26 protein-coding genes are annotated in these 25,159 nt (G+C 65.3%); 8 read left to right on the top strand and 18 right to left on the bottom strand.

The window, feature by feature from the left end:
- The first annotated feature begins 346 nt into the window (after positions 1 to 346).
- Positions 347 to 811, top strand: a complete 465-nt coding sequence (locus tag QMG84_RS08545; RefSeq protein WP_281931953.1) for a peroxiredoxin — start codon at positions 347 to 349, stop codon at positions 809 to 811.
- Positions 812 to 953: 142 nt separating this feature from the next.
- Here the strand turns inward: QMG84_RS08545 and QMG84_RS08540 are convergent, their stop codons facing one another.
- Together QMG84_RS08540 and QMG84_RS08535 are read right to left on the bottom strand one after the other, a co-directional pair.
- On the bottom strand, positions 954 to 2,120 hold the full coding sequence (locus QMG84_RS08540; RefSeq protein ID WP_281927877.1) for an IS4 family transposase: 1,167 nt from the start codon (positions 2,118 to 2,120) through the stop codon (positions 954 to 956).
- 165 nt (positions 2,121 to 2,285) lie between these two features.
- Positions 2,286 to 3,209 carry a tetratricopeptide repeat protein gene (locus QMG84_RS08535; RefSeq protein WP_281931795.1) on the bottom strand — a complete coding sequence of 308 codons (924 nt, stop codon included), beginning with the start codon at positions 3,207 to 3,209 and terminating at the stop codon, positions 2,286 to 2,288.
- A 149-nt stretch (positions 3,210 to 3,358) separates the two neighbouring features.
- Between QMG84_RS08535 and QMG84_RS08530 the strand changes: the two genes are divergently transcribed.
- The 4 genes from QMG84_RS08530 (at position 3,359) to QMG84_RS08515 (ending at position 6,193) form a co-directional block, all read left to right on the top strand.
- Entirely contained in the window at positions 3,359 to 3,679 is a 321-nt protein-coding gene (locus tag QMG84_RS08530) for a YbjQ family protein (RefSeq protein WP_202072796.1), read from the top strand.
- A gap of 50 nt (positions 3,680 to 3,729) precedes the next feature.
- Complete coding sequence (gene rnd / locus QMG84_RS08525) at positions 3,730 to 4,944, top strand: ribonuclease D (RefSeq protein WP_202072795.1); 1,215 nt, start codon at positions 3,730 to 3,732, stop codon at positions 4,942 to 4,944.
- Positions 4,945 to 5,091: 147 nt separating this feature from the next.
- On the top strand, positions 5,092 to 5,469 hold the full coding sequence (locus QMG84_RS08520) for a hypothetical protein (RefSeq protein WP_281931794.1): 378 nt from the start codon (positions 5,092 to 5,094) through the stop codon (positions 5,467 to 5,469).
- A 346-nt stretch (positions 5,470 to 5,815) separates the two neighbouring features.
- The gene (locus tag QMG84_RS08515) at positions 5,816 to 6,193 is read left to right on the top strand and encodes a hypothetical protein (protein ID WP_246744829.1); all 378 of its coding nucleotides are present in this window, start codon (positions 5,816 to 5,818) and stop codon (positions 6,191 to 6,193) included.
- A 10-nt stretch (positions 6,194 to 6,203) separates the two neighbouring features.
- Here the strand turns inward: QMG84_RS08515 and QMG84_RS08510 are convergent, their stop codons facing one another.
- Complete coding sequence (locus QMG84_RS08510) at positions 6,204 to 6,656, bottom strand: RrF2 family transcriptional regulator (protein ID WP_281931793.1); 453 nt, start codon at positions 6,654 to 6,656, stop codon at positions 6,204 to 6,206.
- A gap of 79 nt (positions 6,657 to 6,735) precedes the next feature.
- On the opposite strand from QMG84_RS08510, the gene QMG84_RS08505 reads away from it, so the two are divergent.
- Positions 6,736 to 7,101, top strand: a complete 366-nt coding sequence (locus tag QMG84_RS08505) for a group I truncated hemoglobin (RefSeq protein ID WP_202072792.1) — start codon at positions 6,736 to 6,738, stop codon at positions 7,099 to 7,101.
- A gap of 35 nt (positions 7,102 to 7,136) precedes the next feature.
- Positions 7,137 to 8,051 (top strand): 2Fe-2S iron-sulfur cluster binding domain-containing protein, encoded by a 915-nt coding sequence (locus QMG84_RS08500; RefSeq protein WP_281931792.1) that lies wholly within the window; start codon positions 7,137 to 7,139, stop codon positions 8,049 to 8,051.
- Between the two features lie 6 nt (positions 8,052 to 8,057).
- Here QMG84_RS08500 and QMG84_RS08495 read toward each other — a convergent pair whose 3' ends face one another.
- The 12 genes from QMG84_RS08495 to QMG84_RS08440 form a co-directional block, all read right to left on the bottom strand.
- Complete coding sequence (locus tag QMG84_RS08495; RefSeq protein ID WP_281931791.1) at positions 8,058 to 8,645, bottom strand: hypothetical protein; 588 nt, start codon at positions 8,643 to 8,645, stop codon at positions 8,058 to 8,060.
- A 14-nt stretch (positions 8,646 to 8,659) separates the two neighbouring features.
- Positions 8,660 to 9,835, bottom strand: coding sequence for a zinc-dependent alcohol dehydrogenase (locus QMG84_RS08490; RefSeq protein ID WP_281931790.1), 1,176 nt, complete (start codon positions 9,833 to 9,835; stop codon positions 8,660 to 8,662).
- Positions 9,836 to 10,265: 430 nt separating this feature from the next.
- The gene (ppx, locus tag QMG84_RS08485) at positions 10,266 to 11,798 is read right to left on the bottom strand and encodes an exopolyphosphatase (protein WP_281931788.1); all 1,533 of its coding nucleotides are present in this window, start codon (positions 11,796 to 11,798) and stop codon (positions 10,266 to 10,268) included.
- Entirely contained in the window at positions 11,791 to 14,025 is a 2,235-nt protein-coding gene (locus QMG84_RS08480; RefSeq protein ID WP_281931786.1) for an RNA degradosome polyphosphate kinase, read from the bottom strand. The genes ppx and QMG84_RS08480 overlap by 8 nt, the downstream gene beginning before the upstream one ends.
- 176 nt (positions 14,026 to 14,201) lie before the next feature.
- A complete protein-coding gene (locus QMG84_RS08475; protein ID WP_281931784.1) occupies positions 14,202 to 14,897 on the bottom strand; it encodes a P-loop NTPase family protein in 696 nt (231 codons plus the stop codon).
- A gap of 6 nt (positions 14,898 to 14,903) precedes the next feature.
- Complete coding sequence (locus tag QMG84_RS08470; protein WP_281931782.1) at positions 14,904 to 16,151, bottom strand: AI-2E family transporter; 1,248 nt, start codon at positions 16,149 to 16,151, stop codon at positions 14,904 to 14,906.
- Positions 16,152 to 16,153: 2 nt separating this feature from the next.
- Positions 16,154 to 16,702, bottom strand: coding sequence for a CDP-alcohol phosphatidyltransferase family protein (locus QMG84_RS08465; RefSeq protein WP_281931781.1), 549 nt, complete (start codon positions 16,700 to 16,702; stop codon positions 16,154 to 16,156).
- Positions 16,703 to 16,730: 28 nt separating this feature from the next.
- Positions 16,731 to 17,513, bottom strand: a complete 783-nt coding sequence (locus QMG84_RS08460) for an ABC transporter permease (protein WP_281931779.1) — start codon at positions 17,511 to 17,513, stop codon at positions 16,731 to 16,733.
- Positions 17,510 to 18,424, bottom strand: a complete 915-nt coding sequence (locus QMG84_RS08455; RefSeq protein WP_281931777.1) for an ABC transporter permease — start codon at positions 18,422 to 18,424, stop codon at positions 17,510 to 17,512. Before QMG84_RS08455 ends, QMG84_RS08460 begins: the two co-directional genes overlap by 4 nt.
- A 232-nt stretch (positions 18,425 to 18,656) precedes the next feature.
- Positions 18,657 to 19,706, bottom strand: coding sequence for an ABC transporter ATP-binding protein (locus QMG84_RS08450; RefSeq protein ID WP_281931776.1), 1,050 nt, complete (start codon positions 19,704 to 19,706; stop codon positions 18,657 to 18,659).
- On the bottom strand, positions 19,703 to 20,410 hold the full coding sequence (locus QMG84_RS08445; protein WP_281931773.1) for a class I SAM-dependent methyltransferase: 708 nt from the start codon (positions 20,408 to 20,410) through the stop codon (positions 19,703 to 19,705). Before QMG84_RS08445 ends, QMG84_RS08450 begins: the two co-directional genes overlap by 4 nt.
- Positions 20,407 to 20,991: a DNA polymerase III subunit chi gene (locus tag QMG84_RS08440; RefSeq protein ID WP_434085979.1), complete on the bottom strand. Its 585-nt coding sequence runs from the start codon at positions 20,989 to 20,991 to the stop codon at positions 20,407 to 20,409. Before QMG84_RS08440 ends, QMG84_RS08445 begins: the two co-directional genes overlap by 4 nt.
- Before the next feature lie 40 nt (positions 20,992 to 21,031).
- Here QMG84_RS08440 and QMG84_RS08435 point away from each other — a divergent pair, with 40 nt between their 5' ends.
- Entirely contained in the window at positions 21,032 to 22,510 is a 1,479-nt protein-coding gene (locus QMG84_RS08435; RefSeq protein WP_281931771.1) for a methyltransferase domain-containing protein, read from the top strand.
- 4 nt (positions 22,511 to 22,514) lie between these two features.
- On the opposite strand, the gene QMG84_RS08430 is transcribed toward QMG84_RS08435, so the two are convergent.
- From QMG84_RS08430 to QMG84_RS08420, 3 genes are all read right to left on the bottom strand, one after another.
- Positions 22,515 to 22,829 (bottom strand): BON domain-containing protein, encoded by a 315-nt coding sequence (locus QMG84_RS08430; RefSeq protein WP_281931770.1) that lies wholly within the window; start codon positions 22,827 to 22,829, stop codon positions 22,515 to 22,517.
- 68 nt (positions 22,830 to 22,897) lie between these two features.
- Positions 22,898 to 23,302, bottom strand: a complete 405-nt coding sequence (locus tag QMG84_RS08425) for a DUF4383 domain-containing protein (RefSeq protein ID WP_281931769.1) — start codon at positions 23,300 to 23,302, stop codon at positions 22,898 to 22,900.
- Positions 23,303 to 23,495: 193 nt separating this feature from the next.
- A complete protein-coding gene (locus QMG84_RS08420) occupies positions 23,496 to 25,040 on the bottom strand; it encodes a leucyl aminopeptidase (protein ID WP_281931768.1) in 1,545 nt (514 codons plus the stop codon).
- Between the last annotated feature and the right edge of the window lie 119 nt (positions 25,041 to 25,159).

The following is a 25,159-nucleotide window of genomic DNA, read 5'->3' as shown; positions in this document are numbered from 1 at the left end:
CCGCCGTGGGACGGCCGGCCGATCGCCGCTATGCTCGCGCCCTGTCTGGTCGCTCAAATACCCTCGCTTCGCCCTGTCATTCCGACGCGTCGAAAAATGGCGCGTCCCCTCGAGACGCGCACTTGCCCGACCGGCGCCGTCTCTGCATTGTCCAACCGGATTCTAAATGCGCTTGCGACGAAAGGAAGGCGCAATGGCGACGAAAGCGTCGACGACGAAACCTGCGGCGGCTAAATCCACAGAGAAAAAGCCGGCGGAGAAGGCCACAACCGCCAAAGCGACGGCTGCAAAGCCCGCCAAGGAGGCGCCGGCGCCGAAGACGGCCCCGGCTCCAGCGGCCTCTCTTATGCAACTGAAAGAAGGCGATTCGGCGCCCGTCTTCACGCTGCCCGGCGCTGGCGGCGAGACGCTGTCGCTGGCGGCGCTGTCGGGCAAGAAGATCGTTCTCTACTTCTACCCCAAGGACGACACCTCCGGCTGCACCAAGGAGGCGATCGAGTTCAACGCGCTGCGCGACAAATTCGCCAAGGCGGGCGCGGTTATTGTCGGAATGTCGCCAGATTCGGCCAAAAGCCACGACAAATTCCGCACCAAATATGAGCTCGCCTTCCCGCTCGCGGCCGACGAGACCAAGGAGACGCTCTCCGCCTATGGCGTCTGGGTCGAGAAGAGCATGTACGGCCGGAAATATATGGGCGTCGAACGCTCGACCTTCCTCATCGGCGCGGATGGCAAGATCGCGAAAATCTGGCGCAAGGTGAAAGTGCCGGGTCACGCCGAGGAGGTGTTGGCGGCGGCGCAGGGGCTGTAGCCCCCCTCGCAGATCGACGACCTAAGGGCCCCCTCCCCAACCCTCCCCCGCTTCGCGGGAGAGGGAGCAGATGGCAACCTTCATCGGAGATGTTGATCGTGAGCGTCCCCTCTCCCGCGAAGCGCAGGGCTGTCCGGGGAAATCATAGGGCCGCGAGCTGGAGCTGCAGACTAGAGAAGTCTCGGCCGGGCTTGGGCCTGATTGGCGGCTTGTCGATAAGCGCGATCGGCCGGCGGTCGAAGAGGAAGCGGCCGACGAGCTCGGCGAAACGCAGTGCCGCCATGTCGATCTTGTGGACGCAGGCGGCGATGCGCAGCAGGGTGAAGGCGATCATCGCGGCGAAGAGCTGCAGGCGCACGGCGTTTTCGGCCTCGCCGATGAAGCTCTTGATGTTGAGATGCTGCTTGATCCAACGGAACAGCAGCTCGATTGCCCAGCGGCCCTTGTAGAGCGCGGCGATTTCCGCGGCCGGGCGGCGCATGTCGTTGACGATGAGGACGATGCGGCCTTTGGCCTCGTCTCTTTCCACGGTGATGCGCCGCAGCGGCATGGGCAGCTTGGAATCGCCTTTGCTGGCCAGCGCCACCTCCTCGTCGGCGATCACGGCGAAGCCGTCGCCCCGCGCGCTTTCGGGGTCGAGCGGGCGGGCGGCGATCGCCCGGAAGCGGGCGTTCGCCTTCGGCCGGGTGACGAAGAAAGCGCCTTGCGCGGCGATCTCGGTCCACCAGCGATAGTCGCAATAGCCTTTGTCGAAGACATAAGCGGCGCCCGGCTCGATATCGGTTTTCTTGCCGATCTCTATGTCGTTCACATTGGCGGGCGTGACTTCCGCGCGAAGGGGCCGATTGGCGCGCGGGTCATGGACCACGTGCATTTTGAGGCCGTGAGTGCGGCCGTTGGAGCGGGCGTAATCGAGGAATTTGCTCAAAGGGATGGGCGTCGAATCGATGAGGCGGATCATGTCCGCGCCCTCCCGGCGCGTATGACGGTCGAGCGCGCCGGAGAGCATGGCGAAGAGATCGGCGAAGACGGCGACGGGCCGGCGGGCGTTGGCGTCGGAAAGGGTCGTGCGCGCGAGCCGCCGCGTCCCGAGGTGATAATGCGCGCGCGCGTCGGCGTTGAAGGCGGGAACGAGGGCGCGCAGGCTGGAGACCCCGGCAAGCTGGGCGTAGATGAGCGCGACGAGGTGATCCCAGCTCTTGAAGGATTTGTCGTAGGCGTCGCCGCCATGCCGCTCGACGATCTGCTTGAAGGCGCGCCGATCGACCGGCTTGAGCAGTTGGGCGAATACAGTAGAGTGCACGGGCATGTCCGGTCCTTTTTTCCAGTCTCGACAACCGGAAAATACCCGACAACCGTCGGGAAAACCGGGCATGCGCCCGCGACCTTTCGACTCATTCCCCGGACAGCCCTGCGCGAAGCGGGGGAGGGACAGGGAGGGGGTCAGCCGGAAACGACGCTTCCGGCTAAATCGTCAGTTATGCTCATGCTCCGCGCCCGCCGGCGCGGCGTCGGCCGGCGCGGCGCCGGTGGCCTTTTTGGCGATGATTTTCCCCATATCGTCCGCGCCCTTCTTCGCCGCGGCGAGGTCCGGCTTCACCGCCAGCGCAGCCTCATAGTCCGCCTTGGCGCGCTCGAAATCCTTTTTGGCGCGCCAGGCGTTGGCGCGGTCGAGGAGCGCGATGGCGTTCTTGGCGTCGGCTTTCACAGCCGCGTCGAAATCGGCGAGCGCCTTGTCGTATTCGGCCTTCGCGTAATAGCAGCCGCCGCGCCCGATCAGAGCGGCCACGAGCTTGGGATCGCGTTTCAGCGCCTCGGAATAATCAGCGATCGCGTGGTCGTGGTCGCCCTTGGCATGATAGTAATTGGCGCGCGCCGCGAGCGGGGCCGGGGATTTTTTGTCGAGCTTGAGCGCTTCTTCGATGTCGGCAAGCGCCTTATCCGCCTCCCCTTTCACGCGCCAGGCGGACGCGCGGGCCATGAAGGCGGCGGCGTTTTTCTTGTCCTTCGCGATGGCTTTGCCATAATCGGCGATGGCCGCGTCGAGGTCGCCCTTTGCGTGCTCCGCGGCGCCGCGCGCAAACAGGACGACGGCGGAAGCCTCGACCTCCAGCGCCTTGCCATAGTCTTCGATCGCATGGGCATAATCGCCCTTCGCCTGATAGGCGCCGGCGCGGTTCACATAGGCGGCAAGCTGATTTTTCTTCGGTTCCTTGGCGATCTCGGCGATGACCTGCGTGCAGCCCGCGATGCGCTCGTCGGGATTGGTCGACTTACAGAGCTTCCAGCCCGGATTTAGCGCGGGCGGAGCCGCAAACGCTTGGGAGCCTGTCAGAAGGCCGGCGGCAAGCGCGAAGGCCGCCGCGGCGCGCGCGGCGCTGAAAGAATAAGAAAACATGTCCCGGATTGGCTCCGTCGGTCTAGAGTGTGCTTAATCCTACCGCACTGGTGGCCTTCTGCAACCAGCAAATCTCGGCTGTTTGCGCTAATCGCGCGGGCCGCTAGGCTAGCGACGATTTCGAATCGAATTTTGCCGCCGGAGGAGTAATGATCGTTTCGACGACCAATGACATCGCAGGCTATCGCATCGTCCGGCATCTCGGGCTCGTCCGCGGCGTGACCGTGCGCTCGCGTTCGGTGGTCGGAAATTTCTTCGGGGGCATCCAGACTATTTTCGGCGGCAAGCTTTCCGTCTATGTGAATCTGGCGGAAGCAACCCGGCAGGAGGCCTTCGACCATATGTGCGCGCATGCGGCCGACGCGGGCGCCAACGCCATCGTTGGGATGCGCTACGACGCCAATGAAATCATGGACGGCGTGACCGAGGTCCTCGCCTATGGCACGGCTGTGATCGTCGAACGCGCATAAACCGCGAAAATGCTTCTTCCTTCCAGCGAAACTGAGTAAACTGGCGCTCGATGAGCCTTCTAACCACTACCGACGAACTCGCAGCCGTCTGCGACCGCTTTTCGCGTCACCCCTTCGTGACTGTCGACACAGAGTTTCTGCGCGAGACGACCTTCTGGCCGAAAGTCTGCGTCATCCAAATCGCTTCGCCCGAGGAGGCCGTCGCCATCGACGCGCTTGCCGACAGCGTCGACCTCTCGCCCTTCTTCGAGTTGATGGCGAACCCCGAGGTCGTCAAAGTGTTCCATGCCGCGCGGCAGGACCTCGAGATTATCTGGCGGCTCGCGCGCCTCATTCCGGCGCCGCTCTTCGACACCCAGGTCGCCGCCATGGTCTGCGGCTTCGGCGAGCAGGCCTCCTACCTCGAGCTCGTCAAGGCGATCACCCGGGCCAATCTCGACAAATCCTCGCGCTTCACCGATTGGTCGCGCCGGCCGCTCTCGGCCGCGCAGATCGAATATGCGATCGCCGACGTCACCCATCTGCGCGACATCTACCTCTCGCTGCGGGCCCGGCTCGAACGCTCGAACCGGCTCGACTGGCTCGCCGACGAGATGCAAACGCTCACCTCGCCCGCGACCTATGAGCAGCATCCCGAGAACGCCTGGGAGCGGCTGCGTCACCGCGCCCGCAAGCCGCGCGATCTCGCCGTGCTGATGGAGCTCGCCGCCTGGCGCGAGTCCGAGGCGCAGAGCCGCGACGTGCCGCGCTCGCGCGTCCTCAAGGACGACATGCTGATCGAGATCGCGCAATCGGCCCCGCGCAGCCCCGAGGCGCTCGCCAATCTGCGCTCTTTCCCCAAGGGGATGGAGCGTTCGCGCGCCGGCGCCGACATCGTCGCCGCCGTCGAACGCGGCCTCGCCCGCGATCCTGCGAGCGTTCCGCGCATCGAGCGCGAGCGGCGCGGCTCGAACGGCGCGACGGTCGAGCTGCTGAAGGTTCTGCTGCGCCAGGTGACGGAGCAGACCGGCGTCGCCGCCAAAATGATCGCCACGGTCGAAGACCTCGAGGCGATCGCCGCTGACGACCGCGCCGACGTGCAAGCGCTGAAGGGCTGGCGGCGGGCCATTTTCGGCGAAAAGGCGCTGGAGCTGAAAAGCGGCCGACTCGCGCTCGCCATCGAGAACGGCAGGGTCGTCACCTTCGATTGGCAGGACGCCGGCGAAGCCCCCGCGCAGGCGGAAGCCTCGGCTGAAACGCGCGAAGAAGCTTCCGCCTCGGGCTGACATCCCAGCCTCTCGCCCTAACTAGCCATTGCGCGCCGGGGCAAGCCTCTCGGCGTCTGACCGAAGTCGGCCGTGCGCTTTCGGCGCGCGCCGCGCTTGGTCGCGTCCGGGCCGTGCGCTCTGTCGCCAGCACTGGAGGGAAGCGCCGTGAAGCAGGGAAACCTTCGCATTATGGCGCTCGCCGGCGTCGGGCTGGCCGCGTCCGCCGCGCTCGCCCGGGCGGAAGCGCTTGCCGCTCTGACCTTATCCCCTGGCCACGCGCTCAACCTCGACGTCGGCGGCACGCATATCGCCGGCTATTTCATCGATCGTGGAAATCAGTGCGCCTTGGTCCTGACCGTCGTCGGCGCGGGGGATCTGCAGCAGGCAAGCGTCTCCCATGTCGAGATGACAGTGGGCGGCGGAGGGGTCGCGCGTCTCCAATCTGACCCCGAGTCCAGCCTTTCCTTTTCCTGCGACAATGGGGCGCAGCGGATGCGCGTCTGGAAAAACGACGGCCTTTCAGGGGCCGGGAGCGTCGAATGAGGCGGTTTCGGCAGGGCAATTTCTAGGCAGATTAATAGAATTTTTCTATCGTAAAGACCCACACATGCTTGTCTCTATGGGGCTTTTGCATTTCTTGAGCATAATCTGGATTTGCCCGCAGGGGAGGCACCCGACCCGGAAGCTGCGCCATTGTCGCCACTTTACGATCACATTATAGAACAAAGCAATATGCGATTTTATTGCAACGCGGTATTGAAATGCTGCGGCGCAGTGATACCTTTGCCTCAGCGAAGGAGACAGCGGGTTTGACACATTGTCGTCCGCGTTTTGGAGAGGTCGAGCCTAGCCCTTCGCTGCTCTGGTTCATAGAAGAAAGGAATAGATCATGAAAACACGGAATATCGCACTGACGCTCGGCGGCGTTCTGGCCCTGGCGGCTGCGACGCCCGTGTCGGCGGCGGACGCCTGGTCGGAGACCAAGATGAAGCCGCTGATGGCGGCCAGTCTGGACGCCGGCGGCGCCCATGTCGTGAGCTATTTCCAGCCGGCCAATGGCGCCTGCCGTCTGACCATGATGATTGCGGACCGAGAGATGGAGACCAAGGGCGGCGCGCCGACCCGCGTGCAGCTCACCGTGGAGCCGGGCCGCGCCGCCTATGTGGATGACGCCGACGGCAAATCCTCGCGCTTTACCTGCCTCTACGGCGCCGAGGCGATGAACGTCATCCGCGTCGATCGGGTCGCGCTCTCGCCTGAGCGCTGATCCGCCACACTCACACTGGCGGCGGCGCGGCCTCGATTCCGAGCTTGGCCGCGACGCCCGGGGAGGATTTCACGACATCCTCCAGAGTATAGCGGTCGAGCACGGAAAAGAGCGCGCCCAGAGATTCGTTGAAGACGCGCTGCAGGCCGCAGAGACCGAAAATGACGCAGCCATTCTGCGCCGCGCCCAGACAGTGCGCATCGGCGAAAACGCTCTCGAACTGGCGCAACAGCCCCCCGATCGTGAGTTCAGCCGGCGAAGCGGCGAGGCGCAGCCCGCCGCTTCGGCCGCGAGTCGCCGTCACCAGATTTAAGCGGACGAGCTCCAGCGCCACCTTACGAAGATGGTGCTCCGAGGCGCCGAAAGCGGACGCAATTTGCGCGATCGTGGCGCCATCCTCCCCAGCAACTGCCAGGAAAATCAGTGTTTTGAATGAAAGGTCGCTGTGCGTTGTCAGCCGCATCTGTGGTCCCATTGCAAGGTTCGTGGATCCCGTTTACAAAAAGAAGCATCAAAAATACTTCTTTAGGGAGGGAAACCCGATGTCCAGCCTCTATGAACGTCTCGGCGGCGAAGCTGCCGTCAACGCCGCTGTCGAACTCTTCTATCGCAAGGTTCTCGCCGATGGGCGCATCGCGCGCTTTTTCGACGGCGTAGATATGGAAAATCAGATCGCCAAGCAGAAGTCCTTTCTGACAATGGCCTTCGGCGGCCCCAATAGCTACACCGGCCTCGACATGCGCAACGCCCACAAGCGCCTCGTCGCCAAGGGCCTCAACGACTCCCATGTCGACGCCGTGATCGAGAATCTGGACAGCACGCTGCGCACGCTCGGCGTCCCCGAAAAGGAAGTTAGGGAGGTCGCCGCCATCGCCAATTCCGTACGCGACGACGTGCTCTGCCGGTGACGGGCGCCCCGTCTCTTTCATTCCAGGATCGCCCGGTGACATTGTCACCGGGCGAGACTGTCCTCGAGGCGCTGCTGCGGGCCGGCGTCGAGACGCCGCATTCCTGCCGCGCCGGCCAGTGCCAATGCTGCATGCTGCGCGCGATCGAGGGCGCGCCGCCGGAAGAATCGCAACGGGGCCTGACGGAAGCGCAAAAGGCGCTGGGCTTCTTCCTGCCCTGCATCTGCCGCCCGACTGCTCCGATGAAGATCGTCCCGCCAGACGACGCCGGGGCCCCGCAGGAGGCGACGATCCGCGCGATCGAGCCGCTCTCCGAGGACGTCGTGCGGCTGCGCATCGAGACCGAAAATTTCGCCTACCGACCGGGGCAATTTCTGGAGCTGATCGCCGAACCTGGCCTCAGCCGCCATTATTCGCTGGCGAGCTGCCCCGAGGAAGACCCTTTTCTCGAAATGCATGTCCGCCTGCATCCGAACGGCCGCATGAGCCGGCGTCTCTCCGCCGACCTTCGCGCGGGCGACAAGCTCCATATCGCCGGCCCGCGCGGGACGTGCTTTTACGAGGGCGTCGCCGCAGATCAGCCGCTGACGCTCATTGGCGCGGGCACCGGTCTCGCGCCGCTTTATGGCGTGCTTCGCGACGCGCTGCGCCAAGGCCATCGCGGGCCGATCCGGCTTTACCACGGGGCCCGGGACAGCAAGGGGCTCTATCTGACGGACGAGCTCCAGGCCTTCGCGCGCGCCCGTGATTTCACTTACATCCCCGCGACCTTGGACACAGGCGGCGATGTGGCGACGCTGGCGCTCGCGGCCGAAGCCCCGCGCGCGGCGCATACGGCCTTCTTCCTGTGCGGCGGCGAGAACCTCGTGAAGCGGCTCAAGCGCGATCTCTTCATGGCGGGCGCGAGCATGAAGGCGATACGGTCGGACGCCTTCACGCCGGCGGGTTAGACGCCCTCACCACGGCCGAGCGCCCGCACGAGGCGCTGCGGCGGTCGGCGCGGCGCGCGCCTCCGGCGGTTTCAGAAAATCACGCGCGGCGCCCCGGGATTTCGCGATGCCTTGCGGGTAGCCGCTGCGATCGCGGTAAGAACGCTGTGCGCCGCGGCTTCGGCTCTCGTTGCTCTTCACCCACATCGCCCCGACGATATCCAATAGAGTGACGCCCAAGACCGCGGACATGGCGAGGCCCAGATTGCCTTGCTTCGAGCTACGCGGCTTGAGCGCCATCAAGGTCACAATGTCGAGTGCGTCTCCCGCGACCCGGCTTTGCAGGCCGGCGCCCTTGTCAGCGGACAAGGACATGATCCCCGCGCCGATCTCGCGCAGGCCGTAGGCGCGCAGCAGCGTCTCCTTGCCCCGCACGCCCATCATCCGCGTCAACATCCGCGGCGCCAACAGCTCGGCGACTCCAAGGCCGATGCTGAACCAGCCGAGCCCGCGCGCAAGCCGGTCCGACCCGGAGAGCGAACTCGGACCGGTGCTGAGAACCCTGGGATCGCCCTTGGACCGCACGATGTTCGAGAGATTTGCGACGAAGGTCATAACCGCCTCCCCTCTCAAGGCGTCAAAACGACTTTGATGCAACTGTCCTGCTTGTTGCGGAACAGCTTATACATATCGGGCCCCTCATCGAGCGAGGCGGTGTGGGTGACGACGAAGGACGGATCGATCTGGCCTTCCTCGATGCGGCGCAAGAGATCGTCGGTCCAGCGGTTCACATGGGTCTGGCCAGTGCGGATGGTGAGGCCCTTATTCATCGCGAGGCCCATCGGAATCTTGTCGATCAGACTGCTATAGACCCCGGGAATCGAGATTATCCCCGCCGGACGGCAGACATAGATCATCTCCCGGAGCACATGCGGGCGGTCGTTTTCGAGCCCAACCATTTGCTTGGCGCGATCGACCAGCGTGTCGGGCTGCGACCAGCCGACATGGCTTTCGAGCCCAACGGCGTCGATGCATTTTTCAGGGCCCTTGCCGTCGGTGAGTTCCTGCAGGCGCTCGATGACGCTCTCGTCCTCGAAATTGATCGTGATCGCGCCGCCGGCCTCCGCCATCTCCAGACGTTCCGGCAGATAGTCGATGGCGACGACCTGCTTCGCGCCCAGTAGTATCGCGCTGCGGCTCGCCATCTGCCCAACCGGCCCGCAGCCCCAGATCGCAACCGTGTCGGTCGGCTCGATGTCGCATTGAACGGCGGCCTGCCAGCCGGTGGGGAGAATGTCTCCCAGGAAAAGAAGCTGCTCGTCGCTGAGCCCTTCCGGCGCCTTGATGTGCGTTTTGTCGGCATAAGGCACGCGCACATATTCCGCCTGACCACCCGGATAGCCGCCCGTCAGATGGGTGTAGCCGAACAGGCCCGCCGTGGCGTGGCCGTAGACCTTGTCGGCGAGCTGCTTGTTGCGGTTCGTCGTCTCGCAGACCGAATAGTTGCCCCGCTTGCACTGCTCGCATTCGCCGCAAATGATGGTGAAAGGCACGACGATGCGATCGCCTTTCTTGAGGCTGCCGTTCATGCCCGAGCCGACCTCGACCACTTCGCCCATCATCTCGTGCCCCATGATGTCGCCTGGGAGCATCGCCGGGATGAAATTATGGAAGAGGTGAAGGTCGGAGCCGCATATGGCGCAGCTCGTCACTTTGACGATCGCGTCGCGCGGGTCCTCGATCTCGGGGTCGGAGACGCTGTCGCAGCGAATGTCTTCCTTGCCGTGCCAAACGAGGGCTCTCATGCGGCGCTCTCCCCATTCCAGCGGCGCAGCCTCGCACGGGCGTACGCAGCTTCCGGAACGGCTGGGGCGAGCCTTGGTTCCGCCGAGAGCGATGCGCGGAACAACGCTTGGCGATGCTGACGCGATTTCCACTTGAACAGCTCGCATTGGGGAATGTCATTCCCGGCGGGCTGAAAGCCCGACCGGGAATCCAGAGCCGCAAAAGCGCCGGTTCTGCTCTGGATTCCCGATCGCTCGCTGCGCGAGCGTCGGGAATGACAGCGAACCGATGACAAGGTGGCGTTGACGCCCCTCGTGCTTCGAGACGGCTGCTGCGCAGCCTCCTCAGCATGAGGGGCTTCTGCATTCGCGCAAAACACTTAGGCCTCATCCTGAGGAGCGAGCGAAGCTCGCGTCTCGAAGGACGAGACCGCCTGCGAGGTTTTGCGGGCTAAGCCTCGATCTCGATCTGCGCATCGACCCCCGCAAGCCGGCCAAGCGTTTTCAGCCGGCTGAGCACGCGGTCGCTTGCAAGATCGGCGAAGTCGCGCGGAAGCGTCAGAACGAGCGCATCCTTGCGAATGAGAATCTTCGTGCGCGGCAGGACGCCCGGCATCGATGCCGACAGCAGATAGGCCGCCCGCATCGCCGCGCCGAGCACGCGGGCGCGCACGAAGAGGCGGGTCGTCAGCAGGCTGCGCACGGCGCCGATGCCCTCCCCCGCTTCCGTTCCCTCGTGACGCATCACGATCGCAAGCGAGAGATAGGCGCGGCCCGGATGATCGACCGACACGAAGGGGCCGTGCGTGACGATGTTCATGGCGCGCTGCGCGCGATACTCGGGATGCGCGCGCCAGGCGATGTCGGAGAGAAGGCAGGCGGCGTGGCGCAAGCGCTTCTCCTCCGGCGTTTCGTCTATGTCGCTCGAGGCCATCAGCGCGTCGGTCCAGGAGATCAGCTCGTCGCCATAGCCCGGCGCGCGCGCGAACAGCGTCTCCAGCTCGCGCGAGGCCGAAATCAGCGGATCGATCTTGCGCTCGGCCTCGGAGAGCCGCTCGAACAGCATCCCCTCGCGCACGCCCGCGGCCGAGATGACGATCTCGCGCGGCTTGGCGCGGCGAATGATTTCGTCGAGCACGATCGCGCCATAGGCGAGAAGCGGCCGGCGTGCAGCGGAGACAATGTTGATGTCCTCGATCGCCGTACTGTCCACATGCTCGACCAGCGCGGCGAAATCCGACGCCTCGCTGGTCTGGATGCGGTAGTTGTGCATGACGCCCAGCGGATAGTTTCGCTGGCGCATGTGGAGTTTGGCGAGCGAGCGCCAGGTGCCGCCGACGGCATAGAAGGCGCGGCCCTTGAGATGCTCCAGAGGCTTCGCCTCTGCGATCGCCTTGCGGGCGATCCTGGTCGCTTCGCGCGGGTTGCGGCGGGAAGCGTCCATCAGAGCGAGGCCGCCGAGCGGCAGAGTGACGCCTTTGCCCAGTTGGTCGCCCGTCACGTCGATCAGCTCAAGCGAGCCGCCGCCGAGATCGCCGACGACGCCGTCCGGCTCATGCACCGAAGACACGACGCCGAGCGCCGACAGCTCGGCCTCGCGCTTGCCCGACAGCAGCGAGATTTCGCGTCCGATCACGTCGCGCGCCGCGGCGATGAAGGCCGGGCCGTTCTCGGCGTCGCGGGCCGCCGCCGTGGCGATGACCTCTATGTCCAGCACGCCCATCGTCTCGCAGAGGGCGCGATAGCGGCGCAGCGCCTTCAACGCCTTCTCGACGCCCTCTTCCGGCAGCCGCCCGGTGGTGACGACGCCCTTGCCGAGCCCGCACATGGCCTTTTCGTTGAAGATCGGCGTCGGCGCGCGCGCGAGCCCCTGATAGGACACGAGACGAACCGAGTTGGAGCCGATGTCGACGATCGCGACAGGCCGGGTCGAGCTCGGCGCCGGCTGCGCGATGCGCTGCGGCCGAAGAATGCCCTTAAACATCTTGCTTGCGCTTCAGAAGCGAACGCGGGCGCCAATCTTTGAGCGATTTGCCGCGGCCCGAGAGACTCGGATGCGTCATGAAATATTGATGCGCATTGAAGTGCTCCTCGCCCTCCCCCGGGCAGATGCGCTGCGACGAGCCGTCGGGGAGCACGCGGTAGCTTTGCTCATTGTCCATGAGATTGGCGAGCATGATCTGATCGAGCAATTGCTGATGCACCGTCGGATTGGTGATGGGCAGAAGAACCTCGACGCGGCGATCGAGATTGCGCGGCATGAGATCGGCCGAAGAGATATAGACATGCGCGCGCGGGTGCGGCAACGGATGGCCGCCGCCGAAAGCGTAGACGCGCGCATGTTCGAGAAAGCGCCCGACGATCGATTTCACGCGGATATTCTCCGACAGGCCCGGAACGCCCGGCCGCAGGCAGCAGATGCCGCGCACCACGCAATCGATCGAGACGCCGGCCTTGGAGGCCATATAGAGCGCGTCGATGATCTCGGGATCAACGAGGGCGTTGCATTTCAGCCAGATCGCGCCGGACTTTCCGGCTTTCACGAACTCGACCTCTTGCTCGATATGTTCGAGCAGACGTTTCTTGAGCGATATGGGCGAGACCGCCATGCGCTCGAGCCCGGCGGGCTCCGCATAGCCGGTGATGTAATTGAAGATGCGCGAGACGTCGCGGCCGATCACCGGATCGGCGGTGAAGACCGAGATGTCCGTATAAATGCGCGCCGTCACCGGATGATAATTGCCTGTGCCGATATGGCAGTAGGTCGCGAGCCCGGCGCCCTCGCGCCGCACCACCATCGACAGCTTGCCATGCGTCTTCAGCTCGATGAAGCCGAAGACCACTTGCGCGCCGGCGCGCTCCAGATCGCGCGCCCAGCGGATATTGGCTTCCTCGTCGAAGCGCGCCTTCAGCTCCACCAGCGCCGTGACGGATTTGCCGGCCTCCGCCGCCTCGGCGAGCGCGCGCACGATCGGGCTGTTGTTCGAGGTGCGGTAGAGCGTCTGCTTAATGGCGATGACGTTGGGGTCGCGCGCCGCCTGCTGCAGAAATTGGATGACGACGTCGAAGGACTCGTACGGATGATGAACCGCGAGGTCTTTCTGCTTGATGGCGAGGAAGCAATCCCCGCCATTGTCGCGCACCCGCTCGGGAAAGCGCGGATTATAGGGCTTGAACTTCAGATCCGGCCTGTCGAGCGCGACAAGCTCGGAGAGATCGTTCAGCGCCAGCATGCCGTCGATCTCGAAGGTCTCGCCCTCCTGCACGTCCAGCTCGTCGGCGACGAGGGCGCGCAGCGACTCGGGCATGTCGGCGGCGACTTCGAGACGAATCACGGAACCTCTGCGCCGGCGCTTCAGCGCGGTCTCGAAGAAGAGAACCAGATCCTCCGCTTCTTCCTCGACTTCGAGGTCGCTGTCGCGAATGACGCGGAAGAGCCCCTGCCCGCGCGGCAGATAGCCGGGGAAGAGCCGCTGCGCGTTCATCCCGATCAGCGCTTCGAGCTGCATGAAACGCGCACGCGCGCCGCCCTGGTTGGGCAGGCGCACGAATCGCTCGATCTTCGGCGGCAGACGCACCAGCGCCTGCAATGTTTTGCGGTCGCCTGGCCGCACCAGCTCCAGCGCCAAAGTGAAGCCGAGATTGGGAATGAAGGGGAAAGGATGCGCCGGATCAACGGCGAGCGGGGTCAGCACCGGGAAGATGCGGCTGAGGAAATAGTCTTCCAGCCATTCACGGTCGGCTTTGGAAACGTCGGCGGGCTCGACGATGACGATGCCGACTTCCTCGATCTCGCGCCGCAGCTCGCGCCAGCGGCGTAGCTGCTCGTTGGTCAGCAGCACCGCGCGCTCGTTGATCTTGGCGAGCTGCTCGGAAGGGCTCAGCCCGTCCTGCGAGACGGCGGTAAGGCCGGAGCGTATCTGGCTGCGCAGGCCCGCGACGCGGACCATGAAGAATTCATCGAGATTATTTGCAGAGATGGACAGGAAGCGCACCTGTTCGAGCAGCGGATGGCTCTTGTTGGAGGCTTCTTCCAGAACGCGCCGGTTGAATTCCAGCCAGGACAGCTCGCGATTGATGAAGCGCCGCGGCGAGAGGGCGAGTTCTTCCGGGCGTACCAGAATCTCGTCGGCCCGGTCCATCACTTCGATCGTCGCGGCCTCGATGGCCGTCGACGCCCGCTCGCTCGTCTCTCGCATATTGGCTGTCATGCCGCTTTCCTGATCGTTTCTATTCTTATGCCACAATCGCGCCGCCGGCGGCAGGGCGAAAGCGCCGCATGGGGAAGGACTGCGCTCGTCGCCGCGTGCGCGCCTGAAGGCGCGCGGTCCGAGATGCGTCCCCCTGGACCGCGCGCCTTCAGGCGCGCTTCTTGGCGATCGACCGCTCACTCATCCCCATTGGCGGACGCTGCGAAGGCCTCCATAACCTCAGCAGTAAGCGCGCGTGTGACAGGCCGGCGCTGGGCCAGCGCTTCGCGATCCAGCGCGGCGACGAAGGCGCGGGCCGAGTCGAGCGAGCGTTCGAGACGCAGCGCGGCATAGGCCAATGCCGGCGGCTCGACGAGAAGCTGCCGGTCGCGGAACAGCTTTTCCAGCACCGCGCGCATCAGATCGTCGTCCGGCGCGCCGATCTCCGCCATGGGCGCGCGTCGCAGCCGCGACAGGAGATCCGGCAGGCGCACCTCGGCGGCCGAGGGTGCGCGGCGCGCGGCCATCAGCACGAAAACGCGGTTTTCGACGGCGAAGTTCAGCAAGTGAAAAAGCGCCGTCTCGTCGGTGATGCGGTCGATCTCGTCGATGGCGATCGCCTGCGGGGCGGCGGCGACGAGCGCCTCCAGAGAGGGCAGCGCCCCGCCTTGCGCGCGCAACGCCGAGGCGCGCTCGGCCCAAATCGCGAGGAGGTGGCTCTTGCCGCTGCCGGGCGGGCCGATGAGCGTCAGAATGCGGTCCGGCCAATCGGGCCAGCGCTCGACCATGGCGAGCGCCGCCTCATTCGACGGCGCCGCAAGGAAATCCGCGCGCCCGAGGCGCGGCGCGAGCGAAAGCTCCAGAGGCAGTTGCGCCGGTCCCCCGTCGCCCATGGGTCTTTACGCCCGGTCCTGCGCGTAGGCGGAATCGCGATAGAGCGCGCTGGCGCGATAGCGGCGCGCGAGAAAACGCATCAGCGCGCCGATCGCCGCCGCGGTCGGCACCGCGACGATGAGGCCCGTGAAACCGAAGAGCGCGCCGAACGCCAGCAGCGCGAACATGATCCACACCGGATGCAATCCGACCGAGGCGCCGACAAGCCGTGGCGACAACACATAGCCGTCCAGGACCAGGCCGATGGAGACGACGACAATGGCCTCCAGCGGCAGATCGATCTGCGGCCAGGCCTGCACGACGCCGATGATGATGGAGAAAACGAGCGCCGTCAGCGTGCCCACGTAAGGGACAAAGCTCAGAAAGCCCGCGATGACGCCGATCAGAAAGCCGAAATTCAGCCCGATCAGCGACAGGCCCAAGGCGTACCAAAGCCCCAGAAAGACGCAGACGAGCGACTGCCCGCGCACAAAGCCCGCGAGCGCGCGGTCGATGTCGCGCGCCAGCATCCGCACATCCTCGCGATGCCGCGGCGGGACGAGATCGTCGATGATCTTCACCATATTGTCCCAGTCGAGCAGCATGTAGAAGGCGACGACCGGCGTGATGACCACCAGCGAAATCACGTTGATGAGCGCGTAGCCGCGCCACAGCAGCGATTTGAGAAAATCGGCGGCATAGGCGGCGCTCTGGCCTGCGAGATCGTTGAAATATTTCTCGACGTCGAGACTGACGCTCGTCCCCGCGAGCCCGTATTTCTCCAGGAACTCCTTCAGATATTCGTTGGAGAAACGTCCGCCCCAATCGGTGGCGAGGCCGTGCAGCGTTTGCAGATAGCCGGGCAGCGCCGCAAGCAAGCCAGTGAGCTGATGGGTGAAAATCGGCAGCAGCACGACAAGCGCCGTCACCACAAAAGCGATGAAGATCGCGAGCAGCAACAGCGCGGCGCCCAGGCGCGAGCACCCCAGCCGCTGCAGGCGATCGGCGATCGGATCGAACAGATAGCCGAGCGCCGTGCCCGCCACGAAGGGCGCAAGCACGGGGCTCAGCACATAGAGAACGCCGGACAAGACGAGAAGCGTCGCCGCCCACAGGCCGAGCTGGCGTTCGAGGCTCAAGCCCGCCCATTTCACGGCGACAAGCTGTACGGGCTCCGTCGGTGGGGCCTCGACGGCGGTTGCCGCCGAGGACAAATTCCGGGGCGCGCGCGCGCCTTGCGCGCGAGGGGCCGCCGGCCGCGTCTGCTTCGCCATTCTCAAGGCCTCATATGCTGGACCCAGAGCCACAGATAGACGCTGGCGGAAGCAATGGTCAATGCAGCGACGCTCGCGATCAGCGCGTCTTCCAGCGCCCCTATCCGGACGCCAAAAGCTTGGCCCGCCAATATCACGGCGGCAAGCACGATTTGGACGGCGGTCGTTATTTTCGAGGAGAAATGCGGCCTGATCTTGAAGGGGCGGGCAAGAAACCAAGCCACGAGGACGCCGCCCAGAATCAGCGCGTCGCGCGAAACGATGAGAATGGCGAGCCACGCCGGCAGATTACCGCCAACCGCAAGCGACACATAGATGGAGATGATGAGCGTCTTGTCGGCCAGCGGATCGAGAACGGCGCCGAGATCGGACTGGAGATGGAAGGTCTTCGCCAGCCAGCCGTCGAGCGCGTCGGAGACGCCCGCGACCACGAAGAGCGCAAAGGCTGCGCCCCATTTCTCGTCGATCACAAAGCCGATGATGGCCGGCGTGAGGACCAGCCTGCCAATAGTGATGAGATTGGGCAGGGACGCAAACCAACGAGAGGCCATGAGCCCTATGTGGCGCGTTACAGGGCTTTCACAATCCCCGGCGCTTGCCCGCCTGCATGACAAGCGCGGAGCCGCCCAGCGCAAGGGCGACCATGCCGAGAAGCAAAGTCGATATGGCGTTGATCTGCGGCGAAACGCCGAGCCTGACCTGGGAGAAAATACGCATCGGCAACGTCGTCGCGCCCGGGCCGGTGGCGAAGCTCGCGATCACGAGATCGTCCAGCGACAAGGTGAAGGCGAGCAGAAAGGCGCTCATCAAGGCCGGCGCGATTTGCGGGAGCGCAACGAGCGCGAAGGCCTGAAGCGGCGTCGCGCCGAGGTCCATCGCCGCCTCCTCCAATGCGAGATCGCAGCTACGCAGCGCCGAGAGCAGCGCCACGGTGGTGAAGCACATGGTCAGCGTGACATGGCCGATGACCAGCGTCGCAAAGCCGCGTCCGATTCCGAGCGCCACGAAGCAGGACAGCAAGGCGAGCCCCAGCACCACCTCGGGCAGGACGAGCGGCGCATGCACCGCGCCAAAAAACAGCATGCGCGAGCGGAAAGCCCCGAAACGCGCCAACGCCACCGCCGCCAGCAGGCCGAGGAACGTCGCAATGGCTGCGGAGAGAACGGCGGCGGCGAGGCTGATCTTCGTCGATTCGATGAGCGGCTCGTTTTCCAGCAGCGCCGCATACCATTTGGTCGAGAAGCCGCCCCAGACGGAGACGAGGCGCGAGGCGTTGAAGCTCATCGCCGCAAGAATGGCGATGGGCGCGTAGAGGAAGACAAAGCCGGCAGTTAGAACGCCGATGCGGAAGATGTTGCTCATCCGCGCCGCTCCTCTTCGCGCAACCGCGCGCGCTCCCATAAAAGCAAGGGCGCGAGCAGAATGCTCACCAGCGCGATCGCCGCTGCGGAGGCCGCCGGCCAATCGTGATTGGCGAAGAAGTCGTTCCACAGCGTGCGGCCGATCATCAGCGTATCGGAGCCGCCAAGCAGCTCGGGGATGACGAATTCGCCGACCGCCGGAATGAAAACCAGCAAGGCGCCGGCGATCACGCCGTCACGCGAGAGCGGCAAAGTGATGCGCAGAAAGACCTGCCAGGGCGAGGCGCCGAGATCTTCCGCCGCCTCACGCAGGCTCGCATCCTGACCTTCGAGCGCGGCGTAGATGGGGAGCAGCATGAAGGGCAGATAGGAATAGACGATGCCCACCACGACCGCGCCGGTCGTCGCGAACATTTCGAGCGGCGCGTGGATGAGGCCAAGCGCCATCAGCGCATTGTTGATGAGGCCCTCGTCGCGCAAGAGCGCGATCCAGGCGTAGACGCGGATCAGAAAGCTGGTCCAGAACGGCGCAGCCGCCATGCCGATGAGAAACGGGCGCCACTTGCGCGGGCTGCGCGCCATGGCGAGCGCGAAAGGATAGGCGACGAGCAGCGTCGCGAGCATCGAGACGCCGGCAATGAGAAGCGACGAGACATAGGCGTCGAAATAGAGGCTGTCGCCGACGAGCGCGCGATAATTGGCGAATGTGAGCGACTGGATTTTTGCCCAGATGTCGCCGAGCGTATCGGACGGCAGAAAGCGCGGCTCATAGGGCGGGCGCGCCAGCACCGAGTTCGAGAGCGAGATTTTCGCAATGAGCAGCATCGGCGCAAGGAAGAAGGCGGCGATCCAGAGATAGGGGATCGCGAGCGCGGCGCGCTGGCCGAGGGAGAGGCGGCGGGACGCTTTCATAGGGCAGAACCGTCATTGCGAGCGAAGCGAAGCAATCCAGAGCCGTGATGTGGCTCTGGATTGCTTCGTCGCTGACGCTCCTCGCAATGACGGCGACCCGGCGGGTTGCGGGTGTCATTCCCGACGCGCGGAGCGCGATCGGGAATCCAGAGCAGCATTCGAGAAAGCTGCCCTGGATTCCCGGTCGGGCTTTCAGCCCGCCGGGAATGACATTGACCGCCTGTGCAAGCGCTCATGCCGCCTCCGCAAACAGAACGCCCGCCTCGGGCGCGATCGTCAGCCTCACCTCGTCGCCAATGGCGAAGCGCCCGTCATAGGCGCCGACGCGCAGCACGGCGTCGGGCGCCACGCGCACGCGCAGCAGCGTATATTCGCCGCGAAAGACGTAATCCTCCACGCGGCCCGCGATGCCCTGCCCTTCCCGCGAAATCTCGATGCGCTCCGGCCTGATCGAGAGCGTCGCGCGCGCCCCTTCGGGAAGCGCGCATTCCTCGCGCGGCAGCCGCGCGAAGGAGGTCACGAAGGCCGCGCCGCCGTCCCGCGCCACCACGCCCTCGATGAAATTGGTCTCGCCCACAAAGCCGGCGACGAAACGCGTCGCCGGTTTTTCGTAGATGTCGATCGGCGACGCGATCTGCTCCAGCCTGCCCGCCCGCATCACGGCGATGCGATCGGCGATCGCCAGCGCCTCATCCTGATCATGCGTTACGATGACGAAGCCGGTCTGCGTCTTGCGCTGGATTTCCTTGAGCTGAAACTGCGTCTCCTCGCGCAGCTTGCGATCGAGCGCGCCGAGCGGCTCGTCGAGAAGCAGCAGCGCCGGCCGCGGCGCCAGCGCGCGGGCGAGCGCGACGCGCTGACGCTGGCCGCCCGAGAGCTCATTGATCCGCCGCGCGCCGAAGGACGCAAGCTGCGTCATCTCCAAAAGCTCGCCGACCCGCGCGCGGATCGCGTCCTCGCGCGCGCCCTTCCGACGCAGGCCGAAGGCGATGTTCTCGAAGACGTCGAGATGCGGAAATAGCGCGTAGGACTGGAACATCATATTCACGGGCCGCCGATAGGGCGGCACGCCGGCAAGATTTTCGCCGCGCAGCGTCAGACGGCCGGCGTCGGGCGCCTCGAAGCCGGCGATGCAGCGCATCAGCGTGGTCTTGCCGCAGCCCGATGGACCGAGCAGCGCGAAGAATTCGCCGGCGCCGACATCGAGCGTGATCTCGTCGAGCGCGACGACGGCCCCGTATCGCTTCGATACGCCCTCGACCGAGAGGAGCGGCGCGCTCACTTCGCGGGCTCCTCCTTGGCGAATTCAGCGCGCCAATGCCGCACAAGGCTGTCAGTGGCGGGAATATCCTGCAACGAGGCAAGACGCAGCCCGTCGACCGCGAGCGTCTCGATCTGCGCTTGCGTCAGCGGCCATGGTGGGCGGGCGCTCTGCTGGCCTTCGTCGCGGGCGCGGGCGATCACGAGCAACTTGCCGCCCGGCGCGACGAAGGACGCAAGCGCCCGCGCGGCTTGCGGCAGGAGCGCCGCCGGCAGCGCCTGCAATGTGTAAAGCTCGTGGACGAGATCGAAAGCGCCGCGCCATTCAGCCGGCGCGTCAAAGAGATCTGCCGCGCGATAGCGAACCGCGCTTTGCGGAAAGCGGCGCTGCGCCCATTCCACGGCGCGCGGCACGAGATCGAAGGCCGTGACCTCCGCCCCCGCTGCAGCGAGCGCCTCGGCATTGTCGCCGAGCCCGCAGCCGACGTCGAGCGCGCGTAGCCCCTCGATCGAATGCCCTTCCAGCCATTGGGCGAGCAAGGGATGCGGGATGAGATTGGCCCAGGGCACGCCCGCCGGATCGTCGGCGGCAAGCTCATAGACCGCCTCGAACCAACCCTTGCGCTGCGGATCGGCCTCGGCGCCGCCCTCGCGCATGTGGGGATCGATCGCGTCGAGCCGTTCTCTGGCGCGCGCGCGTCTGTCGCCGAATTCAGCGTCTCTCATGCTTTTGCCTTTGGTTCGCGCGCCTTCTCCACCCAACGGCCGCTCTCGTCCTGTTGCTGATAGACGAGCGTCTGGCCGGCGTCGCGCAGCTCTTTCCATTGCGCGCGGGCGTTGGCGAGCTCTTCCGGGTTTTCGCCGTCGAAGAGCAGCACCGCTCGCTCTATCGGCGCGGCTTCGCCCGCGAGAATCGGCGCGATATGCGCGCCTTCGACGAAGAAGCGCACATCGGCGTGGTTGGGATTATCGTTGCCGCTGGTGAGGTAGATCGGTTGGGTCTCGGGCGACGCGTCCCGCTTCGTTCCGTGCGGTAGAAAACTCTCGGGCCGATAGGACCACAACCGCTGATCCAGCGCATTCACCCGCGCGTCGCTCGTCGCCTGCACGACGACGCGCCAACCGCGCGCGAGAGAGCGCTCCAGCAGCGTGGGCAGCGTGTCTTCGATCTTGCGGGTCTGGTGGTGGTAGAAGGAGATATCGACCATTGGCCCCTCGCGACCGGCGGCGGGGCCTTTGATGGCCAATTCGGCGGCCGCGCGCAAGAGCCGAGCGGATGGCCAGCCCCGCACCAGACCGGCGCGCAATCTTCCTCCTCAGTTTTTTCCTGAAGAGGGATTGATTGAGATGGCTTTCGAACGCCCCGCCGCGCCTGCAACGAACGTCCAGAACGCCGGTCTTCCGGCCGCGAGCCCGATCGATCCCGCCGCATGGGAGGCCGCGAACCTCAGGCGCCAGGGTCTGTCCCTATGGGCGGTGGGCGCGCTCGTCGAAGCGACCGAACTCCTCGAAAGCGCGGCGCGTCTCGCGCCGGCCGATGCGCGCATTCTGAGCGACTTTGGCAGCCTTCTCTACGCGACCGGCCGGCCGGCGGAGGCCGTCCATTACCTCTCGACGTCTCTGAGGATCGACCCCGCCCATCCGCAAACCTGGTTGATGCTCGCCAACGCCGCTCACGCGCTCGGCGACATGAATGTCGCGGAACAGGCCTTTCTCGCCGCGCTCGACATTGCGCCGAATCTGCCGGGCGCCGTGACGGGCCTGGGGCTGCTCCATTTCGAGCTGCGTCGCTTCGAGAGCGCCGAACGCCTGCTCTCCGCCGTCGCATCGGACCAGGCCGCCACCGGGCCGGCAATCTATGCCTGTCTCGGCGAAGCGCAGCGCATGCTCGGGCAATTCTCGCAGGCGCGCGAGTCCTTCCAAAAAGCCGCCGCCGGATTTCCTCTCGAAGCCGGGATCCAGCGCAAATATGCGCGCGTTGCGCTCGTCGCCGCGGCGATCGACGAACCGGTCGAGGCGGCGTTGAGAGTCTATGAAACGGCCGCAGGCGACCATGCGGAAGACGTCGAAACTGTCTTGCGCGACGCCTTTCAGATGCTCTGCGGCTTCGGTCATGAGGCCGGCGCCATCCGGCTGGCCGAAGCGCTGCTCGATCTCGCGCCGGAAGATCGCGTCATCCGCTATCATCTCGACGCGCTCCAGGGGACGGCCCATGCGCGCGCGCCCGACGCCTATCTGACCGCCTGCTTCGATAAATTCGCCCCCAATTTCGAGACGCAGCTCATCGACGTGCTGGGCTACAGCCTCCCCGCCACCTGCGAGAAGCTCCTGTCCGAAACCGGGCGGCGCTTCGGTAAAGTCTTGGACCTCGGCTGCGGGACCGGACTTGCGGCGCCCTTCCTGGCGCGGCTCGGCGAGGAACTTACCGGCGTCGACATCTCTGCCGGCATGCTGGAAAAAGCTGAGGAACGCGGTCTCTATCACCGGCTTGTCGAGAGCGAAGCCATCGCCTTTCTCGCGGCGGACGACGCGCGTTTCGACCTCGTCACGGCGCTCGACGTCCTCGTCTATTTCGGCGATTTGTCGACCCTCTTCGAACAAACGGCGCAGCGTCTGACGCCGGGCGGTCTCTTCGTCACGAGCTTCGAAACTGGCGAAGGCGCGGACTACCGCCTGCGCCCCTGCGGCCGGTTTGCGCATGCGCCGGATTATGTCGCCGCCGTCGCAGGAACGCGTTTCGAAACGCTCACCCGCGTCGCGACGACGCTAAGGCTGGAGGCCAGCGCCCCAGTGGCCGGCGAAGTCGTGGTCCTGAGACGCCTCTGAGCGGTCACGCCCGCCCGGAGCCTGGGGTCCAGGAGGGCGGATCGCTAGCGGGGAAAGATTCGACGCCCGCTTCGTAAACCGTGTCCTCCTCCCCCTCATAGATTAGAGCGACGTCGAGTTCGCAGCGCATCTTGGCGCGGCGCGAGAGGCGCTCGATCGCCTCTTCCGCCGCCTGCTTTTCCTCCTGCGTGTTCACGGCGCCCTTCACCACGACCTCGTCGCCATGGACGTCGACGCGGATGCGCGACACATCGACCGCGTTCTCCCGCATCGCCTCCAATATCGCGGTCTTCACATCGTTCGGCAGCGCCGCCGTCATGTTCTCGACTCCGGAACCGATGGCGCGCCGCAGCCAAGCCGCGGCGCGACGTGATTGCGCCGAAACGCTCACATGTGAGCGGTGGTCACGCGGTCGGCTCCCTCCGACGGCAGCATGTAGCCGCCCCAGATCATCAGCGCCGAGATCGCGAGATGCAGCCAGTTGTCCGGCCCGTTGACGGCCATCCAGCTCAGCGCGTCGGTGGAGATGAAGCCGATGACTGTAATGATGCCGTAGACGATGCCGATGACGCGCAGCGCCATGCCGGAAGAGTTGTAAGAGGGCGCCGCCAGCAGAATGCCGCCGCTCACCAGATGGACGACATTGTGGACGGTGTTGACGTCGAAAAGGCCGCGCCAGGACACGAGCGGATTGGGAAAGAATCCCAGAATGCCCACGATGAGGAAGATGCCGCCGATGATCTTGGCCAGCGTGTCGGCGTTCACGTTCTGGCCGGCAATGCTGCGTTGCATTTCATGTTCCTTTCGCTCTGCCGCATCCAACGGATGCGCCGATCGACCGGGAATGCGCGCATTCCCTCAGGGCCGATAGGTGGGACGGAGCCAAAGGTTTTCAAATAAAAATCATGTGCTTGGGCGCGGCCGGCCGGACCGCGGGCCTTCAGGCCCGCACTCCGAGCGAGCCTGAAGGCTCGCGGTCCGGTTCTTACCCCTCGTAATGATCCTTCACCAGCCGATCGAGCAGCCGCACGCCGAAGCCGGAGCCCCAGCTCTGGTTCACGTCGCTCGAAGGCGAGCCCATGCCCGTGCCGGCGATGTCGAGATGCGCCCAGGGCGTCTTGCCGACGAAACGATGGAGGAACTGCGCCGCCGTGATGGAGCCGCCATGGCGCCCGCCGGTGTTTTTCATATCGGCGAATTTCGAGTCGATGAGCTTGTCGTAGTACGGGCCCATCGGGAAGCGCCACAGCTTCTCCCCCGTCGCCGTCCCCGCCTTCGTTAGCCGCTCGGAGAGATCGTCGTTGTTCGAGAACAGCCCCGCATATTCCTGGCCGAGCGCCACGAGAATCGCGCCGGTCAGCGTCGCCAGATCGACGACCGCGGCGGGCTTGTGCTTCTCGATCACATAAGTGAGCGCGTCGGCGAGCACCAGGCGGCCTTCCGCATCGGTATTGATGACCTCAATGGTCTGGCCAGACATGGATTTCACAATGTCGCCGGGCCGCTGCGCCTTGCCGTCGGGCATGTTCTCGACGAGGCCGAGCACGCCGACGACATTGGCCTTCGCCTTGCGCGCGGCGATAGCGTAGAGCGCGCCGGTGACGGCCGCCGCGCCGGCCATGTCGCCCTTCATATCCTCCATCGAGGCGGCGGGCTTGATCGAAATGCCGCCGGTGTCGAAGACGACGCCCTTGCCGACGAAGGCGACGGGCGCGGCGCCGGCCGCGCCGCCGTTCCAGCGCAGCACGACAAGGCGGCTCTCATTCTCGGAGCCCTGCCCGACGCCGAGCAGCGCCCGCATGCCGAGCTCCGCCATGGCCTTCTCGTCGAGGATTTCGACCTCGACGCCGAGCTTCATCAGCTCCGAGGCGCGGCGGGCGAATTCGGTCGGCGACAGAACATTGGCGGGCTCATTGACCAGCGTGCGGGCCAGAACCACCGCCTCGGCGGTGTGCGTAGCCTCGAGCACATGCGCTTTCGCGCTCTCCGCGTCGGCGACGCCGAGCTGGATCTCGATCGGACCGTCCTTGTCCTCGTCTTTCTTCTTCGTCTTGTATTGATCGAATTTATAGGCGCGCAGCCAGCCGCCGAGCGCGAATTGCGCCGCCGCAGCGGCTGGCTCGGACGGCGCTTCCGGCAGGTCGAACAGGACCACGGCCGCCGCGCCCACAGCCAGCTTCCCAGCCGTCTGGCCGCCGAGCGACAGATAGTCCTCGAATTTGGCGGGCTTGTCGGAATCGTCCGAATTGCCGGCCCCCACGCCGATAACAAGGAGCCGGCTCGCCGCCACGCCGACAGGCGCGAGGATCTCCAGCGCCGAACCGGCCTTGCCCTTGAACTTCGTCGCGCCCGCAGCGCGCTCGATCTGCGCCTGCGCCTCCTTCAGCAGCGCCTTGACGCGCTCCGACATGGCAAGCTCGTTTCCGGCGAAAACGACGAGGGTTCGCGGGCGGGCGGCGTCCTCGGGCGCGCGCAGAGCGGCCTCCGCCTCATCGAAGGAAAGGGCCTCGAATTTCGCATTGAGAGACATTGCCGCCTCGCTGGAGGGTCGCGCGGCGCTAGAATTGGCCGCGCTGAAGAAAACATTGGTCGCGCAATATCGCGGCCAAGGGCCCCGGTCAAATAGCCTCGCCGGGTCGCGCCCCCAAA

The sequence above is a fragment of the Methylocystis iwaonis genome, assembly GCF_027925385.1.
Lineage (GTDB): Bacteria > Pseudomonadota > Alphaproteobacteria > Rhizobiales > Beijerinckiaceae > Methylocystis > Methylocystis iwaonis.
The sequence above is the reverse complement of the archived record's forward strand: the minus strand, read 5'-3'. Positions and strand labels throughout refer to the sequence as shown.